This window comes from Rubrivivax sp. A210 (assembly GCF_904426505.1).
Taxonomy (GTDB): Bacteria; Pseudomonadota; Gammaproteobacteria; order Burkholderiales; family Burkholderiaceae_C; genus Rubrivivax.
On sequence record NZ_CAJGBN010000005.1, the window covers coordinates 101,921 to 120,811 of the forward strand.

Annotated in this window: 12 protein-coding genes; all 12 read left to right on the plus strand. The window is 67.8% G+C overall.

The genetic code is table 11. The features are described from left to right. Positions 1-15 precede the first annotated feature (15 nt). Entirely contained in the window at positions 16-2,430 is a 2,415-nt protein-coding gene (locus JMV16_RS06050) for a polysaccharide biosynthesis/export family protein (protein ID WP_201493286.1), read from the plus strand. A gap of 169 nt (positions 2,431-2,599) precedes the next feature. Continuing rightward, positions 2,600-3,814, plus strand: a complete 1,215-nt coding sequence (locus tag JMV16_RS06055) for a Wzz/FepE/Etk N-terminal domain-containing protein (RefSeq protein ID WP_236580382.1) — start codon at positions 2,600-2,602, stop codon at positions 3,812-3,814. A gap of 48 nt (positions 3,815-3,862) precedes the next feature. After that, on the plus strand, positions 3,863-5,173 hold the full coding sequence (locus tag JMV16_RS06060; protein WP_201493287.1) for an oligosaccharide flippase family protein: 1,311 nt from the start codon (positions 3,863-3,865) through the stop codon (positions 5,171-5,173). Beyond that, positions 5,170-6,405, plus strand: coding sequence for an O-antigen polymerase (locus tag JMV16_RS06065; RefSeq protein ID WP_201493288.1), 1,236 nt, complete (start codon positions 5,170-5,172; stop codon positions 6,403-6,405). Before JMV16_RS06060 ends, JMV16_RS06065 begins: the two co-directional genes overlap by 4 nt. Next, positions 6,402-7,349: a glycosyltransferase family 2 protein gene (locus tag JMV16_RS06070; protein WP_201493289.1), complete on the plus strand. Its 948-nt coding sequence runs from the start codon at positions 6,402-6,404 to the stop codon at positions 7,347-7,349. The genes JMV16_RS06065 and JMV16_RS06070 overlap by 4 nt, the downstream gene beginning before the upstream one ends. After that, positions 7,349-7,960, plus strand: coding sequence for a methyltransferase domain-containing protein (locus tag JMV16_RS06075; RefSeq protein ID WP_201493290.1), 612 nt, complete (start codon positions 7,349-7,351; stop codon positions 7,958-7,960). The genes JMV16_RS06070 and JMV16_RS06075 overlap by 1 nt, the downstream gene beginning before the upstream one ends. Before the next feature lie 3 nt (positions 7,961-7,963). After that, positions 7,964-9,031, plus strand: a complete 1,068-nt coding sequence (locus JMV16_RS06080; protein WP_201493291.1) for a glycosyltransferase family 4 protein — start codon at positions 7,964-7,966, stop codon at positions 9,029-9,031. A 2-nt stretch (positions 9,032-9,033) separates the two neighbouring features. Next, entirely contained in the window at positions 9,034-10,998 is a 1,965-nt protein-coding gene (asnB, locus tag JMV16_RS06085; RefSeq protein ID WP_201493292.1) for an asparagine synthase (glutamine-hydrolyzing), read from the plus strand. Beyond that, positions 10,995-12,176: a glycosyltransferase family 4 protein gene (locus JMV16_RS06090; protein ID WP_201493293.1), complete on the plus strand. Its 1,182-nt coding sequence runs from the start codon at positions 10,995-10,997 to the stop codon at positions 12,174-12,176. Before asnB ends, JMV16_RS06090 begins: the two co-directional genes overlap by 4 nt. 65 nt (positions 12,177-12,241) lie before the next feature. Next, on the plus strand, positions 12,242-13,024 hold the full coding sequence (locus JMV16_RS06095) for a class I SAM-dependent methyltransferase (RefSeq protein ID WP_201493294.1): 783 nt from the start codon (positions 12,242-12,244) through the stop codon (positions 13,022-13,024). A 14-nt stretch (positions 13,025-13,038) separates the two neighbouring features. After that, on the plus strand, positions 13,039-14,178 hold the full coding sequence (locus JMV16_RS06100; RefSeq protein WP_201493295.1) for a DUF1972 domain-containing protein: 1,140 nt from the start codon (positions 13,039-13,041) through the stop codon (positions 14,176-14,178). 277 nt (positions 14,179-14,455) lie between these two features. Then, the coding region (locus JMV16_RS06105; RefSeq protein ID WP_201493296.1) for an FG-GAP-like repeat-containing protein at positions 14,456-18,891 on the plus strand (4,436 nt) is incomplete at its 3' end.

Genomic DNA, 18,891 nt, shown 5'->3' on the forward strand with positions numbered 1-18,891 from the left:
CGACTGCACCCGGTCATGGCCGCCTCCGGCCCAACTTCATTCGCTTCGTCCCGCCAATCCCAACGCACCAGGATGCAGACTCCTCTCAACCTGTGCTGTGGCCTGCTGCTCGCCATTGCCGCTGCAGCTTCGGCACAGACTTCCGTTGCACTGACGCAGTCGCCATCTCCGGCCAGGGAACAGGCTCCCCTGGATCAGATCGGTGCTGCTTCGTCGATGAATGGAGCCTTTGCGGAAGGCCCAACCCGTGTTGCACCGGGCGCATTCCGCCTCGAGTCGCCGCGCCGCCGCGCCAATCAGGAGAGACCTGCGCCCGAGGCCGAACCGCAGGCCGATCAGGGTGAAAGTCCGGCACCCACCCGGGCCGAGCCCGAGCCAAACGACACCAAGCTCACCGAATTCCAGCGCTTCGTCCTGGAAGCGAGTGGCCAGAGGCCGTCCCTGCACGGCTACGACCTCTTCAGCGCACGCCGGTATCCCCCGCTCACCAATGTTCCCGTCCCGGTGGACTATGTGATCGGCCCCGGCGACGAGTTGCTGGTGCAGATCTGGGGCGCCGTCGATGGCGAACTGCGGCCCGTGGTCGACCGCAACGGCCAGATCTTCCTGCCCCGCGTCGGCACCTTCCGGGTCGCCGGCACACGCGCTGCAGACCTCGAATCGGTCCTGCGCCAGCGCGTGGCGCGCGTCTACAAGAACTTCGAACTCAGCGCCACGCTTGGAGCACTGCGCTCGATGCAGATCTTCGTCGTCGGCCAAGCCAGGCGCCCCGGCAGCTACACGGTGTCCAGCCTGTCGACGCTGCTGAGCGCGCTGTTCGAGGTGGGGGGGCCTGCCATCACCGGCAGCCTGCGCGGCATCCAGTTGCGCCGCAACGGCACGCTGGTGTCCACACTGGACCTCTACCGCTTCATTGCCGATGGCGACAAGACGGGCGACGCTCGCCTGTTGCCGGGCGACGTGATCGTCATTCCGCCGGCGGGCCCTCGCATCGCCCTGCTGGGAAGCACCGACCAGCCCGGTATCTATGAACTCGCCAGCGCACAGGAGCCTCTTTCGCGCGTGCTCGCCTACGCGGGAAACTTGCGCGCGATGACCAGCCTGCACAAGGTGCAGCTCGAGCGCGTGGACAGTGCCGAACGGTTACGGCCCCGAACCATCGAGGAAAGGGCCCTGGATGCAGCCGGCTTGGAAACACCGTTGCGCGACGGTGACATCGTCACCCTGTTCAAGATCAAGCCGCAGTTCGCCAATGCCGTCACCCTGCGTGGCAACGTGGCGGCCCCTCTTCGCCACGCTTATCGGCCGGAGATGCGCATCTCCGACCTGATTCCGGAACGCGAAGCGCTCATCCAGCAGGACTACTTCATTCGCAAGAACATGCTGGTGCAGTTCGAGTCGGGCACCAACATCAGCCTGGACCGGGCCGCCGGCGACGTCAAGAACCTGCTTTCCGAGATCAACTGGGACTACGCCGTCGTCGAGCGCCTGGACGCTGCCGCGTTGCGCACCGTGCTGCTGCCCTTCAACCTCGGGCGGGCCGTGCTGGCACGCGACCCTGAACATAACCTCGAACTCAAGCCGGGTGACGTGGTCACGGTCTTCGGCGTCAAGGACATCCCCGTGCCCCGCGAGAAGGCGACTCGGTTGGTCCGCGTCTCGGGCGAGGTGAACGTCGCCGGCGTCTACCAGATCGGGCCCAATGAAACACTGCGCTCGGCGCTGCAACGCGCTGGCGGGCTGACGCCCCAGGCCTATTTGTTCGGCACCGTGTTCACGCGGGAATCGACCCGCGCGATGCAGCGTCAGTCACTGAACGACGCGGTCTTGCGGCTCGAATCCACGCTCGCCCGCGCCGCCAACCGCAGCGCCGCGAACATGGCCACGACCAACGACAACGGTTCGGCCCAGCGCCTGCTTGCGGCGCAAGAACAGAATCGGCAGACTCAGCTGGCCCGCCTGCGTAACCTGGAGCCCAGCGGCCGCATCGCGCTCGAGCTGGTGCCTTCGATAGATTCCATCGACAAGATGCCCGATCTACCGCTCGAGGACGGCGACCGCATCCACGTTCCCGTCGCCTCCGGCTTCGTCTACACCGTGGGCGCGGTTCTGAACAGCAACGCGCTGCTGTGGCGGCCCGGTCGCACGGTCAACCAGTACCTGCTGGCGGCGGGGCTGGAGCCGGTCGCCGACGCCGACAACGCCTTCGTCTTCCGCGCCGACGGCAGCATCGTCCACCACCGCGACGAAAGCTGGCTGTCGCGCAGCTTCGAATCGATGGAACTGGCTCAGGGCGATACCATCATCGTGCCCGAGAAGCTCGATCTGGAGACGCCCTGGAGCGCCTTCGTCCGCGGTTTGAAGGACTGGACCCTGGTGCTCTCGAACTTCGGCCTCACCGCGGCCGCGATCCACACGCTGGGGAGATGAGGCAGCTTGCACGGGCATGCGGACAGGCTGCACCACACGCATGCGGCTTGAAGGCCGGCGTGTCGACGGTTCCCCAGTCGTTGCGCCGGGCAGAAGCGCAGCCCACATTCACCGCCGCCCAAGGGCCGCAGCCCCATGACAGGCCCCGAACAAAAGGGGCGACAAATCGATGGGCCCGAAGGCCGCGAGCCATGCCATGAATGACACCCCTTCCCCAACAGACGCGGCGCCAGCCGGCGAGCCCGAACCGGCCGAGATATCAATCCTCGACCTGCTGCTGCTGCTGGCCGAGAACTGGAAGCTGCTGATCGTCTTGCCGTTGCTCGCCGGCATCGCGGCGCTGCTGGCCACCTACGCCATCACGCCCACCTTCACCGCGCGAACCAGCTTCCTGCCCCCGCAGCAGCAGCAGAGCGCCTCGGCCTCGGCCCTGCTGTCGCTGGGCGCGCTGGCCGGCATCGCCGGCGGGAGTGGCGGCCTCAAGAGCCCAGCAGACCTCTACGCGACCCTGCTGCAAAGCAGCAATGTGATGGACCGCCTGATCGAGAAGTTCAATCTCAAGCAGGTCTACCGGCGCGACTACCAATACCAGGTGCGTGAAAAGCTCCTGAAGAGCGTACAGATCGCGCTTGGCAAGAAGGACGGTCTGATAACGGTCGACGTGGAAGACGAAGACCCCAAGCGGGCAGCCGACCTGGCCAATGCCCACGTCGACGAACTCAGGCGCGTCAGCACCGAACTCGCCCTTACCGAGGCCCAGCAGCGGCGCAAGTTCTTCGGCGAGCAACTCGAGCGCAGCAAGCAGCGCCTCGTTGTTGCACAGCAGGCCCTGCAAGCCAGCGGCTTTTCACAGGGCGCCATCAAGACGGAACCCAAGGCTGCGGCCGACAGTTTTGCACGCCTGAGAGCTGAGATCGCGGCAGCGGAAGTCAATCTCACGGTGCTGCGTAGCTATCTCAAGGAGGGTGCGCGCGAGGTCCAACTCCAGTCTTCGGCCTTGCAAGGCCTGCGGACGCAATTAGCCCAGGTGGAGCAGGTTGGCACGCCCCAGTCGGGCCCCGATTACGTCAGCAAGTACCGGGAGTTCAAGTACGAGGAGACCCTTTTCGAGTTGATGGCCCGGCAGTTCGAGACAGCGCGCGTGGACGAGAGCCGCGAGGGCCCGCTGATACAGGTTATCGATGCCGCGCGGCCGCCCGAACGCAAGAGCCGCCCCAAGCGCGCGTTGACGGCCGTGACCGTAACACTGGCGACCTTGATGCTGACGCTCGGCTATCTGGTAGCGCGGCATCTCTGGCGCCGCGCAGCGGCCGACACGGCCAACGCGGAGAAGATGACGCGCATCCGTGCCTCCATGCGCTTGCAGGGGCAGCGGCCCGGGTGATGCGGGCCGGCGTCTTCGCCTCAACCTCCCGGACCGCAGGCACGAGCCATGCGCCCGAGTAACGTCGCCTGGAGCCTGGCCGGTCTGGTGGCGCCGCTAGCAGTGGCGGCATTGACCCTGCCAGCGCTGATCGAAGCCATCGGTATGGATCGCTTCGGCTTACTCGGACTGGCCTGGGGCCTGATGGGATTCGCCGGGCTGTTCGACCTTGGCATCGGACGCGCCGCCACCCTGACCATCGCCCGCATGAGAGGCGGCGGGCGGACAGACCAGGTGCCGCTGGTGCTGCGCATCGCGCTGAGGATGTCGTTGCGCGCCGGACTGGTCGGCACCGCCCTGCTGGCCCTTGCGGTGGCCTCGGGCCTGCACCGCCACATCCGATACCCTACGGCGTTAGACGCGGAGGTCACGCTGTCGGCATGCTTGCTGGCGCTGACCATCCCGGCGCAGGTGGTGATGGCCACTTACAGGGGCGTCAACGAGGCATTCGAACAGTTTCGCGGCATCAGCCTCGTGCGCATCGGACTGGGCGTCGCCAACTTCCTGGGGCCCTTTTGCATCGCCCTCTACACGCAACATCTGGCCGCGCTCGTCGGCAGCCTGCTGCTGTCGAGGTTGCTCGCACTCTACGCCTACCGAAGGCTGGCCAATGCCCACCTGAAAAGGCACTTGGCCGTCATCGATCCCAGCGCCGATCTCGCCGCGGCGGTCGATCTCCGGCGGCAGATGCTTTCTTTCGGGGGTTGGTTTACGCTAAGTTGCATCGTCAGCCCGTTGATTACGCAGTCAGATCGCTTCTTCATAGGCAACCTGATCTCGACACAGGCGGTCGCGACATACACCATCCCGTTCGAGGTGGTGACACAGTCGCTCGTGGTCACCGGAGCCATTTCCAGCGTCGCCTTCCCGAACCTGTCGGCGCTCTACCAGTCGGCCCCCGCCGAGGCCGCAGTGGTGTTCAGGGTTTGGCTGCGGCGGGTGGTGACACTGATGCTGGCAATCACCGTGGTGATCGCGCTCGCCCTGCCCACGGTGCTGCCGCTGTGGATTGGCCCGCGGCTGCCTGCCGAGTCCGTCCTCGTGGGCCAGATCCTGTGCATCGGCGTCTTTGCCAACTCGATCGGGTCCATGTACTACGCGCGGCTCCACGCCAAGGGCCGCGCCGACGTCACCGCCAAGTTGCACGTCGTCGAGCTTCCACTTTTCGTGATCACGCTGTACCTTCTGATAGGGCAGTACGGCGTACTGGGTGCGGCCATGACTTGGTCAGGCCGCATGGTGCTGGACGCCTTGCTGCTGGCACTCGCCCCGCCGGACATGGCCATGGCAGGCGAACCCCGGCCGGGGGGGCACCCATGATCCCTGCCGTCTGGGCCGTCGTCCTCGCGTGGACGCTGACGAGCTATCTGGTCTCGCGCAGCGTGCTGCACCCGGCGGTGGTCTATTCAGGAATATGGCTGTTTCAGATCACGGGACTGTTGTTCTTCTCGGAACGGTTCGTGCCGTTGTCACTGGAGGCGATGACCGTCGTCATCTTGGGCTGCCTGGCATTCACGACGGGGACGCATATCCGGTTCGCGGCGTATGCTGCGCCGCGGCCAAGCGCCGCGCCGCGGAGCATTCCCGTCGGCACGCGCCGGTTCGAAATCGTCGCCGTTGTCGTCGCCCTCTCACTGTGGGCGCAACACAACGTTTTTTCCACTTTGACCGCCGGGCTCGACTTCGACATCGGGCTCGTCTATGCCAGGAAGCTGATCTCGATCGACGGCGAGGATATCTACGGACTGTCTAAGTACGGCAGCCCGCTGGCGCTCAGCGGCCTGCTCGCGCTGCAGGTACTGTGGATCCGCGGTCACGCCAGCCTCAAACACAAGCTGCTGTGCGTGTTCTTCCTGATCGCCTCGTTGGCTATGGCCGTGCTGTCCACCGGGCGGGGGCCCGTGGTCTTCGTCTTCCTGCTCACGGGCATGGCCTATGTCCTGGCCGGGCCGCCGGCCGGCCAGCGCCGGCGCCTGGCCACGCTGCTGGCATCGATCACGGCGCTGATGTTCGCGGTCTTCTGGATCATGGGCCGAGCGCTGGGCAAGGCCGACGACGACGCCGGCGAGGCACTGCTAAACCTGGCCGACTACCTGTTCAGTTCGATTCCGGCCCTCTCGGTGTTCATCGCCGACAATCCGGTCTCGCCCTTCGGGGAAGAACACGGCAGCAACACCTTCCGCATCTTCCACGCGGTCGCCGCCGCCCTGGGCATGAGCCCTCCACCGCCGAGCCTGGTACAGGAATTCATACCGGTCCCACACCTGACGAATCTCTACACGATCTATCTGCACTACATCCTCGATTTCGGCTGGGCAGGTGTGGTGCTGCTGCCGATGTTCCTAGGCGCCGTGCATGGCTGGCTGTTCCGCGCGGCCGCGGCCGACCGGCGACGCGAGTTCCTCCTGATCCTGCTGGTCATCTCCTACCTGCCGCTGCTGCAGGTCGGATTCCAGGAAACGCACTTCTCGACCGTGGCCACCTGGATCCAGTTGTTCCTCATCTGCCTGATGCTGACCCGCCGCCAGCCACCGGCCATTTCCCCCTCATGATGCCGCCGCCTCCCACCCGTCCCCCCTCGCTGGCCATCGTCATCGTCAACTGGAACACCCGCAACCAACTGCGGGAGTGCCTGGCCTCGATCAGCCCGGCCGTGACCCCGGACTTCGCCCTGGAAGACGTGGTCGTGGTCGACAACGCATCCAGCGACGACTCGATGCAAGGCATAGAGGCCTGTGGCCTGCCCCTGCGCGTGCAGCGCAATGCCGCCAACCGCGGCTTCGCTGCCGCCTGCAACCAGGGCGCCGCTGGGCTAAAGGCAGACTACTTGCTGTTCCTGAACCCCGACACCCGGCTGTTCGGGTCGTCTCTGGTCGAGCCAATGCGCTTCATGCAGGATCCGATCCACGCCGACGTGGGCATCTGCGGCGTGCGCCTGGTGGACGAGGCCGGCCTGCCGTCGACCTCGGCGGCGCGCTTCCCGACACTGCGCGTGATGGTGGGAAGCGTGCTGCGAATCTCGCGCTTCTGGCCACGCGCGTTTCCGGCCCACCTACATGACGCCGCAGAGCTTGGCGGCAGCGGGCCCGTGGATCAGGTCATCGGCGCCTTCTTCCTGATCCGCCGCGACCTGTTCAAGCGCTGCGCCGGCTTCGACGAGCGCTTCTTCGTCTACTTCGAGGAGGTGGACCTGTCGCTGCGCGCACGTCAACTTGGCCATGCCTCGTACTTCCTGGCCACGGCAAGCGCCTTCCACAAGGGCGGCGGCTCTTCCGAGCGGGTGAAGGCGGCGCGCCTGTTCTATTCGCTGCGCAGCCGCTTCCTGTACGCACGCAAGCACTTCAGCGCACCCGAGGTGGCGGCCGTGCTGCTGCTCACGGCCGTGGAACTGCCGCTGCGTCTGACGCAGGGCCTGCTGCGCCGCTCCTGGAGCGACATCGAGAACACGGCCGTGGCCTACGGGCGGCTGCTTGCCGATTGCCTGCGGAGGACCTGATGCCATTGTTCGACAAACGCGGCGTGCTCGGGCGCGCATCGGCCACCGCCCCCGTGACGCTGGAACTGGGGTGCGGCAACGGCAAGAAGAACCCCAACGCGATCGGCATCGACTTGCTCGACTACCCCGGCGTGGACCTCGTCGGTGACGTCTACGAGGCGCTGGCGGCGCTGCCCGACCGCAGCGTGGAGGGCGTCTATGCCTATCACTTCATCGAGCATGTGCCGGACGTCGAGCGGCTGCTCGCCGAGCTGTCGCGCGTGGTCAGGCCCGTCGGCACGATCGAGTTCGTCGCACCGCATTTCTCGAACCCCTATTTCTATTCCGACCCCACGCACCGCAGCTTTTTCGGGCTCTACACCTTCGCCTACTACGCCAAGCGCTCGCCCTTTACGCGCCAGGTACCCACCTACGGCTATCAGTCGACCATGGCCGTGAGGCGGGTCGACCTGATCTTCAAGTCGTCACGCAGCTTTCCGGTCCGCTGGGGTATCAAGCGCCTGGTCGGCAGCCTGTTCAACTCGTGCAACTACATGCGCGAGCTGTACGAAGAGAACTTCTGCTACCTCTTTCCCTGCTACGAGGTTCGGTACCTGCTGGTCCGCGAGTGAACGATGAACCTCCTGGTACTGCCCCGCTTTGACCGGCTCGGCGCCTCGTCGCGCCTGCGCATGCTGCAGTTCCTGCCGCAGTTGCAGGCGCAGGGCCTGCACTGCCGCGTCAACCCGCTCATCGACGACGAGTTGCTGCGCCGCAAGTACGCCGGTGCGGGCTATGGCACGCTGACCCTGCTGCGCGCCTACCTGCGACGCAGCATCGCCCTGCTGGGCCGCCGCGGGCAGGAACTCCTGTGGATCGAGAAGGAAGCCCTGCCCTGGTTGCCGGCCTGGCTGGAACTGACCCTGATGCGCCGGCCCTACGTGCTCGATTTCGACGACGCGATCTTCCACAACTACGACCGCCACGGTTCGGCCTGGGTGCGCCGCCTGTTCGGCCGCCGCGTCGACAAGTTGATGGCACGGGCGCACCTGGTCGTGGTGGGCAACGAATACCTGGGCGACCGCGCCCGCGCGGCTGGCGCACGCTGGGTCGAGACCCTGCCCACGGTGGTCGACCTCGACCGCTATCCAGCGCGCGCGCCGCGGGCGCCGGAAGACCCGGGGCCGCTGCGCATCGTCTGGATCGGCTCACCCTCGACCGGGCAATACCTGTCGCTGCTGGCCGCGCCGCTGGCGAGCCTGGCCACGCGGCACCGCTTTGTGCTGCGCGTGATCGGCGCCCATCCGGTCGACCTGCCGGGTGTGCCGGTGGAGGCCCTGCCCTGGTCGGCCGAGACCGAGGCGCAAGCCATCGGCGATTGCGACATCGGCGTCATGCCCCTCTTCGACAGCCCGTGGGAGCGCGGCAAGTGCGCCTACAAGCTCATCCAGTACATGGCCTGCGGTCTGCCGACCGTGGCCTCCGCCATAGGGGCCAACGTGAACGTCACGGTACAAGGCGAGACCGGCTTCCTGGTCTCCAGCGCCACCGAGTGGGCCGTCGCCCTCGAGCGCCTCATCGTCGACCCAGCGCTGCGCGACCGCCTGGGTGCGGCGGGCAGGAACCGCGTGGCCCGGGACTACTCGCTGCAGGCGGTGGGGCCCAGGTTGGGCGAACTGCTCAAGCGTGCTGGGGAGGCCTGACCGTGTGCGGCATCACCGGCTTTCTGGGCGGCGCTCCGATGGGGGCCGAGGCCTGCTCACAGTTGCTCGAGCGCATGGCCACCCGCATCGCCCACCGCGGGCCCGATTCCAGCGGCGTCTGGTTCGACCTCGAGCACCGCATCGGCCTGGGCCATCGGCGGCTGTCGGTGGTCGACCTCTCGCCTGCGGGTGCCCAGCCCATGGTCGCCGCCAGTGGGCGCTACACGATGGTGCTGAATGGCGAGATCTACAACCACCTGGAGATGCGTGCGGAGTTGCAGGCGCTAGGCCAGGCCCCGGCGTGGCGCGGCCACTCCGACACCGAGAGCTTGCTGGCCGCCATCGACGCCTGGGGACTGGACGCCGCCATCGAACGCACGGTGGGGATGTTCGCGCTGGCCGTCTGGGATCGCCAGCGCCGCGAACTTGCGCTGGTGCGCGACAGGCTTGGCGAGAAGCCGCTGTACTACGGCTGGCAAGGGTCGGGGGCGGGCAGGACCTTCCTGTTCGGCTCCGAGCTCAAGGCGCTGGCCGCGCATCCCGCCTTCGCCGGCGAAATCGACCGCAGCTCGGTCTGCCTGCTGCTGCGCCACTCGTACATCCCAGCGCCATGGTCGATCAACCTGGGCGTGAGCAAGCTGTTGCCCGGGAGCATCCTTCGCGTCACCGCCGCCGGGGCCGAGACGCCACCGCGGCGCTACTGGAACGCGCTGGAGGTGGCGCGCACGGCGTCGCAGCAGCCGCTGGGTGTCACGCCCGTCGAGGCGGTGGACGGGCTGGAACAGGTGCTCAGGCGCAGCATCTCGGGCCAGATGATGGCCGATGTGCCGCTGGGCGCCTTTCTTTCGGGCGGCATCGACTCGACCACGGTGGTGGCGCTGATGCAGTCGCTCAGCAGCAGGCCGGTGCGCACCTTCACCATCGGTTCCGACGATGCGCGCTACGATGAATCGGAGCACGCTGCGGCGGTGGCCCGCCACCTCGGAACCGACCACACCGCACTGCGCGTCACCGCCGCCGATGCGCTGGCCACCGTGCCCCGGCTGGCCAGCGCCTACTGCGAACCCTTCGCCGATTCGTCGCAGATCCCCACGCTGCTGGTCAGCGGTCTGGCGCGCCAGCAGGTGACGGTGGCGCTGTCGGGTGACGGCGCCGACGAGCTTTTCGGCGGCTACACACGCTACCGTGTCACGGCGTCGATGTGGCGCCGCCTGAGCCGCATTCCTCGGCCGCTGCGCCGGGCCGCCGGTGCAGCGCTGGGCGCGGTATCGCCGGCCGGCTGGGACCGGTTGCGCGCCTTCATCCCGGGCGCGCGCCATTTCGCCGGCTTCGGCGACAAGGTCCACAAGGGTGCGGTGGCGATGGACAGTCCCAGCGCCGACGAGTTGTTCCGCCGCCTGGTCTCGACCGAGCAGCATCCCGAGGCCTACGTTGTGGGCGGGCGCGAGCACCCCACCCTCTTCAGCCAGCCCCAGGCCGAACTCGCAGCGATGGAAGCCGTGCCCATGATGATGGCGCTGGACGCCGTGGGCTACCTGCCCGATGACATCATGGCCAAGGTCGACCGCGCCAGCATGGCCGTATCGCTGGAGACGCGCGCGCCCTACCTCGACCACCGTGTCTACGAATACGCCTGGCGCCTGCCACTGGACTGCAAGCTGCGCGACGGCCAGACCAAGTGGGCGCTGCGCCGCCTGTGCGAACGCCATGTGCCCAGGGCGCTGCTCGAAAGGCCCAAGCGCGGCTTCAGCATCCCCATCGATGCCTGGCTGCGCGGCCCGCTCAAGCCCTGGGCCGATGCCCTGCTCGACCCGGTAGCGCTGCGCCGCGACGGCCTGCTCGAACCGGCACCGGTGCAGCGCCTGTGGTCCGAGCACCTGAGCGGCACGCGCAACCATTCGCTATCGCTGTGGAACCTGCTGATGCTGCAGGAGTGGGTGCGCAGCCACAAGGCGCTGGTCGCATGAAGATCTGCATGATCTGCAACACCGACGGTGCGCTCTACGTGTTCCGCAAGCCCATCGTCCAAGCCGCCGTCGCGCGTGGTCACCAGGTCCATGCCATCGCCGACCGCAGCCGCTATTTCGAGAAGCTGGAGGGCCTGGGAATGGTGCCCGAAGCGCTGGACTTCGGGCGCCACAGTGTCGGCCTGGGCAGCAACCTGAGGTTGCTGTGGGCGCTGCGGCAGGCGTTGCGCCGCCAAGCGCCCGACGTCGTCCACAGCTTCACACACAAGCCGGCGATCTACGGCACCCTCGCCGCCCGCATGGCCGGTGTGCGGGCGCGTCTGGTGACCATCACCGGCCTGGGCACGCTGTTCACCAACCACGACTTGAAATCGCGCATTCTGCGCTTCGCGCTGGTCACCCAGTACCGCTTCGCGCTGCGTTTCGCACACCACGTCTTCTTCCAAAACCCGGACGATCTGGCCTACTTCGTCGACAACGGCATCGTCAACCCGGCCAAGGCCATCCTGACCAACGGGTCGGGCGTCGATCTCGAGGAGTTCGACCTGCCATCGCCCGCGGCGGTGCAGGACGCGCGGCTGTCTCTGTCCGGCGAACTGGGTGCGGCGCTTGGCGACCGCACGCTGGTGGTCTTTCCGGCCCGCGGCGTGCGCGAGAAGGGTTTCCATCTCTTTTACGACGCGGCGCGCCAGATCCACCGGCTGATGCCAGGCCGCTACGTCTTCATGCATCTGGGCCTGGTGGACAACGCCTCGGGCAGTGGCATCACGGGCCAGAACATCGCCGCCTACGCCAAGGACTGCGGGGTGCACTACCTGGGCTTCAAGGACGACATCGGGCGCTACATGGCCGCCGCCGACATCGTGGCGCTGCCCTCCTACTACCGCGAGGGCACGCCGCGCTCGATGATCGAGGCCCTGGCACTGGGCAAGGTGGTGGTCACCACTGACGCCCCGGGCTGCCGCGAAACCGTGATCGACGGCTGGAACGGTCACTTGTGCAAGCCGGCCGATGGACATTCTTTCATCGCCGCGCTGCTGAAGGTCGACACCGCGTTCGCGGCGGCCGCCCGCCAGCGCTCACGTGCGCTGTGCGAGGCCAAGTTCGACGTGCGGCACCTGGTTGCCCTCACGCTCGAGAAATATGGCGACCCAGTGGCAGCGGCGCCCCCTGCCTGACACGCAAAAACACTGCCTTCGAACCCCAAAGGGTGGCCCGCCGGACGGGCCAACAGGAGAAGAACTTGGCCATCATCGACATCGAGCGCGCCCGCAACCTCTACAACTCCGAGAGCTACGAGAGCAACACCAACGACTGGGAAGACTCGACCTCGGCCTTCCGCGCCCGCGCCTTCCACGAGGCCCTGGCCCAGGCGGGGCTGGCGCAGCGCGCGGGCTCGTTTCTTGACGTCGGCTGTGGTTCCGGCGGTGTGCTGATGAAGCTCAGCGCCAACCACGGCAGCCAGATCAAGGGCGGGCAGGGGCGCTTCGAGGGCATCGACCTGTCGCCGAACGCGGTCAAGATCGCGCAGCAGTTGTATCCGGACGCGGAGGCGCATGGCGTCAGCTTCGCCGTGGGGCTGGTGCAGGACAAGGTCGTGGCCGAGCCTTACGACGTGGTCTCGCTCATCCACGTCCTCGAGCACTGCCCCGACATGCTGGAAATGCTGGCGGCCTGCGAGCGCGTGGGCCGACACCTGTACATCAACGTACCCATCGAGGTGAACCTGATGTACACGCTGCGGCGGCGCGTGCTGGTCCACCAGTACCTGTCCTACGGTCACCTGCACTTCTTCAATGAGGAGTTCTTTCTGTGCTGGCTCGAGAAGAACGGCTTCGAGATCCTATCGACCGTCTACTCGGCGGATTTCGAGATCCCCAAGGCCGGCCTGGGCTACCGCGTCACGCAGGCGCTGCGGCGCTGGACCGGGCGCGTGCTGGGCCCGTCCGTGGCCACCTGGCTGCTCGGCGGCTACAGCTTCGGCGTGCTGGTGCGCAGCCGCGCGCTGCCGGCGCGGGCGGCCTGATGGGGGCCGGGACATTGAAGCCGGGCGCCGAAAAGGCTGGTGCCGCGGGCCCAGGACGGCCCTTCGACCTGGCCATCGTGGGCACGGTGGGCGTGCCGGGCCGCTACGGCGGCTTCGAAACGCTGGCCGACCAGCTGACTCAGCGCCTGCACCACGACCTGCGGCTGCTGGTGTGCTGCACACGCGCGGGCCGCCAGCCGCCACTGCCCGAAAGCTACCTGGGCGCATCGCTGCGCTACTTCGGCTGGGACGCCAACGGCTGGCAGTCCATCCCCTACGACTTCGTCTCGCTGTGGCATGCCGCACCGCGCTCGCGCGCTGTGCTGGTGCTGGGCGTGTCGGGCTGCATGCTGCTGCCGCTGATACGCCTGCGTGCGCCGGGCACGCGCATCGTGACCAACATCGACGGCCTGGAATGGAAGCGCCGCAAGTGGGGGCGCCTGGCGCGACTGGTGCTGCGCGCGTCCGAATGGTTCGCGGTGCACTTCAGCGATGCCGTGGTGGCCGACAACCCAGCCATCGAGGCGCACGTCCGCAACAGCTACGGCAGGCCTTCGGCGCTGATCTATTACGGTGGCGACCATATCCACCGCTCACAGGTCGATGTTTCGGACGTGCCGCTGCGCTTCGCACGCGGCAGCTACACGCTGGGCATCTGCCGCATTGAACCCGAAAACAACGTGCGCGAGATCCTCCAGGCCTTCCGCACCGTGCCCGGCCAGCCGCTGGTGATGGTCGGCAACTGGGCCATCTCGCCCTACTCGCAGGCCCTGCGCGCCGAATTCGGCATGCTGCCGAACATCGAATTGCTGGACCCGATCTACGAAGAGCAGCGCCTGGATGCGCTCAGGCGCGGCGCGAGGGCCTATGTCCACGGCCATTCGGCCGGCGGCACCAACCCGTCGCTGGTCGAGGCCATGGCCGCGGGCATGGCGGTGTTGGCCTACGACGTCGACTACAACCGCCACACCACCGACAGCCAAGCCTTCTACTGGAACAGCCCCGACGACCTGGCGCGCCAGTTGCAGGCGCTCGGTCCCGCGCAGCTGACCTCGAACGCCGCTGCGATGACCGCGATTGCCGCGCGGCGTTACCGCTGGTCGACGGTAACTGAACAGTACCGGGCCGTCCTGTTTCCCTCGCCCGGGGCCTGACCGGGCATGACGGAATCCGGCGACCGGCGAACGTCGCCGGACTGAGACTCCGGCCTCGCCGGGACCAATGCGCTCGATCCCGCGGCGTTTGCAAAAGAGCCGCAATGAGCGGCAATGGGTGACGCCCGTCAGAAATCCGGCACTCCCGGTCATTTGCGGGCCGTTCGTGCGTCAATTCCCATCGGTACTTCGCGGGCGCATCCGATAGATTGGCACCCGACGCGAGTGCAGCCGGTCAAGAGCGCAGTCACAAGCGCGTGCGTCTACGGGCCGCGCCATGACCACACTCACCTTCGACGCCTTCGATACCGACCGCCAGTTCGCGGTGGCCAGTGCTGCACTGGGTGCCAGCCTCGTCAGTGGCCGACGCTGGCTGCTGGACGGCGACAGCCCCCTCCACCAGGGCGGCACCCTGGCTACAGGGCTTGGCGACGACATCGTGATCGTCGACACCTCGCACGCCTACGTGGCCGGGCTGCTGGCCGTGGATGCCGGCGCCGGCGACGACAGGCTCTTCATCGGCGCCGCGGGTTACCGGCTGACGGGCTCGGTATCGATCGACGGCGGGGATGGCAATGACCACATCGTGGTCGGCCACATGGAAGGCAACGGGGCCGGCGACGCTGGCGGCGTGATCCGCGGCGGCAGCGGCAGCGACGTGATCGAGGTGCGCGACGGCGGGTTCAGCGTCGGCATCTTCGCGAACTCGCCTTTCGCCATCTTCGGTGATGCCGGCGACGACCGCATCGTGCTGGGCGGAACCCAGGTCAATGTGCGCGGCGAAGGGGGCGCGGCGGTGGTGGACGGCGGATCGGGCCATGACACCCTGGTCTGGAACATGCGCTACCAATTGGTGCCCGGGACAGACCAGATGGCCAACCTGGGCACGGTCGGGGACGGCAACTGGCGCCAGGAGATCGATGCCAGAAGCATCGAGACCCTGGTGCTCGACCCGGACGCTGGCGCCCAAACCCTGGCCTTCAACGCGACAACGGTGCATGCCATCACCACGGGCAGCGACTTCGACCGCGGCCAGCTCGGTATCGCGGGCGCGGAAGGCACCGGCTCAACGCTGTTTCTGCAGCGGGGTGGCGGCGCGGTGACGCTGGATCTCGAGGGCTGGCAGGAGATCGGCATTTCCACCGCCTCCGCCGGCATCGGCTACCACGTCTATGCGCAGGACGGGGCTCTGCTGGCGGTGGACCCCGGCCTGCTCGAGCCGGCAGCGCCTGCGCAAGCCCGCTTCGTCGTCGACGGCAGCCGCGGCGGCCACATCCCGATGGCCGACTTCATGCCCGCCATCGGCACCTTGGACACGCTCACGCTCGAGGTGCTTCAGGGGGACGCCGGCATCGCCTCGATCGACCTGACGAAGGCCTCGCTCGACGTCGGCGCAGGCCTGCAGGCCGACCTGCTGCTGCAGTTCAACCGCGCATCGCCGGACGGCGCCCTGGAAAGCTTTCAGCTGCTGGTGCATCCCGTCACACTGGGCTTCACACGCGTCGACACCACCTCGTGCCTGCTGCCTGCCGCGGCCGACCTGGACGGCGACGGACGGCTGGACCTGCTCGGCTCGCTGCAAGCCAACGACGGCAGCTGGCAGACGCCCGCGCTGGCGGACTTCGGCCTTGAGGCGCTACAGACAGACCGGGTCCACCGCGACAACCGGCTGGCCGACTTCGACAACGATGGCGACCTCGACCTCGTCGCCAACACCTATTCACCGTCGCGGCCCGAGGACGGCAATGCCCTGCTGTTCAGCAACGACGGCAGCGGCCACTTCACCGAAGTCGCCTCGTTCTCGCAGCAGGCCATCCAGGGCTATGGCGAAACCATCGTCGCAGCCGACTTCAACAACGACGGCCGGGTCGACCTCTACATCCCCTACTACTTCCGCGACGACCCTGCCGCGCTGGGCGGCGGCGCGGTGGCCGGCTCGCGCCTGCTCATCAACCAGGGCAACCTGCAGTTCGTCGACGCCACGCAGTCCTGGCCCATCAGCAACGACGCCGGTTCTCTGTCGCTCAAGGGCTTTGGCCTCGGCTTCGACGACATCATGCCGGAGGGTGCGCAGGCGCTGGACTACAACCACGACGGCCTCATCGACCTGTATGTGGCGTCGCACCTGTTCCTCAACGAAGGCGCTTCGTTCTACGACGCCGGCCGCAGCCTGGGGCTGCCGGTGCAGTTCGAGGAAGGCGCGACCTTTTTCGACTGGAACAACGACGGCCACCTCGACTTCCTGAGCATTGCCCCCGATCTCGGACCGCAGCTCTACCAGTTCATGCCAGATGAGCAGCGCTTCGAGCGTGTCGACGCTTTCCCCGCGCGCCTTTACAGCCGCGCCTATGGCATCCACACCGGCGACCTCAATGGCGATGGCTGGGACGACGTGGTCATCGCGGGCCGCGGCGACGGCAGCAGCATCGGCGATGACGGATCGCCCACACGCATCTTCCTCAACGAGGGCGGCACAGGCTTCGTCGAGTACCACGGCGCGGCGGTCGACGGCGCGGGCCATCTCGCTGGCCCGCTGCTCGAAGACCTCAATGGCGACGGGCGCGTCGACATCGTGTTCGGGGGCGCAGGAACCGCGGCCATTGCCGACCCGGGTTTCACGCCCCACACCGTGCGCCTCACGCTGCTCGGTCCGAATGGCGAACGCAACCAGCAAGGCCGCCTCGCCGAATTGCACCCCGAAGACCCAGGCGACGCGCGGGTGTTGACCCGCATCGTCGATGGCGGCAGCGGCTACATGACGCAGCGCGACTACCCGGTGCTCTTCACCGACGCCGCGCCGGGCCGCTACCGCGCCGACTGCTTCCTTGTCGAGTACCCCGACGGCACCCCGGTGCGGCTGAGCTTTGCCGTCGAATCCGGCCACGCCTACGAAGTGCGCTCTGCCAATGGCACCCACGCGCCAACGGTGCTGGACACCTCCACCGGCCAGGCCATCGCCTACGAGCGCAGCTACGCGGCCAGCGACGGCGCGGACGTCCTCATGCTCACGGCCCCCGGCGTGGTACACGCGGCCCTGCATCAGGGCGACGACTCGGTGACGCTGGCCGGCGGTGACCACCGCGCCTGGGCCGGCAGCACGCTGGACGGCGGCGCCGGCGATGACACGCTGGTCTTCGACGGCAGCAACGCCTACACCGCCCAGCAAGTCGTGCTGCGCGGCGGCGAGGGCAACGACACCTTGCGCGCCTCCACCGCCGCCGGCCAGTTCAGCGGCGCCCTGCGCCTGGAGGGCGACGCCGGCGACGACCTGCTGGAGTCCGGCCACATCGAGGGCTCCTCCGGCAGCGACGCCGGGCTCTTCGGCGGCGATGGCAACGACACGCTGCGCGTGCAGGCCAGCGCTTCGGGCGTGGGCATCTTCGGCAACGGCGCCTTCACGCTGGATGGCGGCGCCGGCAACGACCGCTTCGAGTTGCAGGGCTTGCAGTACAACCTGCGCGGCGCCGCGGGGCCGCTGCTGGACGGCGGCGCGGGCTTCGACTCGCTGGTGTGGAACACCCGCTACGACCTCAACGCGGGCACCGACCAGACCGGCATCGACGCCGCCGGTGCGCGCTACCCGCTGGAAGTGCTGGTGCGCAGCGTCGAGGCGCTGGACCTGGCCAGCGCCGGCGTACACAACGCCAGCCTCGTGCTGTCCGCGCAGGACGTGCTTGACATTACCGCCGGCTCCGACTTCGACCGCGCCTCGCTGCCCGACCTGGGCCTGGCCGGAACCGGCAACACGCTGTTCCTCGATCTCGGTGACGCCTCCAACACCATCGACCTGTCGGGCTGGACGCTGGAGGGCGCCAGCGGCACGCAGCAGGCCTTCGTGCAGGATCAGGCGCTGCTGCTGCTGCAAGGCGGCTTACCGCACTGGCAGTGGAGCGGGAGCGCCGGCGACGACACGCTGGCCGCTGGCTTCGGCATCGTCGCGGCCAGCGGCGGCGACGGCGCCGATGCGCTGAGCCTGCAGGCCGGCTCGCTCAACGCACGCGCCGGCAGCACGCTGGACGGCGGCGCCGGCGATGACACGCTGGTCTTCGACGGCAGCAACGCCTACACCGCCCAGCAAGTCGTGCTGCGCGGCGGCGAGGGCAACGACACCTTGCGCGCCTCCACCGCCGCCGGCCAGTTCAGCGGCGCCCTGCGCCTGGAGGGCGACGCCGGCGACGACCTGCTGGAGTCCGGCCACATCGAGGGCTCCTCCGGCAGCGACGCCGGGCTCTTCGGCGGCGATGGCAACGACACGCTGCGCGTGCAGGCCAGCGCTTCGGGCGTGGGCATCTTCGGCAACGGCGCCTTCACGCTGGATGGCGGCGCCGGCAACGACCGCTTCGAGTTGCAGGGCTTGCAGTACAACCTGCGCGGCGCCGCGGGGCCGCTGCTGGACGGCGGCGCGGGCTTCGACTCGCTGGTGTGGAACACCCGCTACGACCTCAACGCGGGCACCGACCAGACCGGCATCGACGCCGCCGGTGCGCGCTACCCGCTGGAAGTGCTGGTGCGCAGCGTCGAGGCGCTGGACCTGGCCAGCGCCGGCGTACACAACGCCAGCCTCGTGCTGTCCGCGCAGGACGTGCTTGACATTACCGCCGGCTCCGACTTCGACCGCGCCTCGCTGCCCGACCTGGGCCTGGCCGGAACCGGCAACACGCTGTTCCTCGATCTCGGTGACGCCTCCAACACCATCGACCTGTCGGGCTGGAC

What these genes read in the sequence shown, in the direction of transcription:
- JMV16_RS06070 (WP_201493289.1), top strand. Translation starts at nt 6,402, where the DNA reads ATGATGCCGCCGCCTCCCACCCGTCCCCCCTCGCTGGCCATCGTCATC.
- JMV16_RS06050 (WP_201493286.1), top strand. Translation starts at nt 16, where the DNA reads ATGGCCGCCTCCGGCCCAACTTCATTCGCTTCGTCCCGCCAATCCCAA.
- JMV16_RS06055 (WP_236580382.1), top strand. Translation starts at nt 2,600, where the DNA reads ATGGGCCCGAAGGCCGCGAGCCATGCCATGAATGACACCCCTTCCCCA.
- JMV16_RS06065 (WP_201493288.1), top strand. Translation starts at nt 5,170, where the DNA reads ATGATCCCTGCCGTCTGGGCCGTCGTCCTCGCGTGGACGCTGACGAGC.
- JMV16_RS06080 (WP_201493291.1), top strand. Translation starts at nt 7,964, where the DNA reads ATGAACCTCCTGGTACTGCCCCGCTTTGACCGGCTCGGCGCCTCGTCG.
- JMV16_RS06060 (WP_201493287.1), top strand. Translation starts at nt 3,863, where the DNA reads ATGCGCCCGAGTAACGTCGCCTGGAGCCTGGCCGGTCTGGTGGCGCCG.
- JMV16_RS06090 (WP_201493293.1), top strand. Translation starts at nt 10,995, where the DNA reads ATGAAGATCTGCATGATCTGCAACACCGACGGTGCGCTCTACGTGTTC.
- JMV16_RS06075 (WP_201493290.1), top strand. Translation starts at nt 7,349, where the DNA reads ATGCCATTGTTCGACAAACGCGGCGTGCTCGGGCGCGCATCGGCCACC.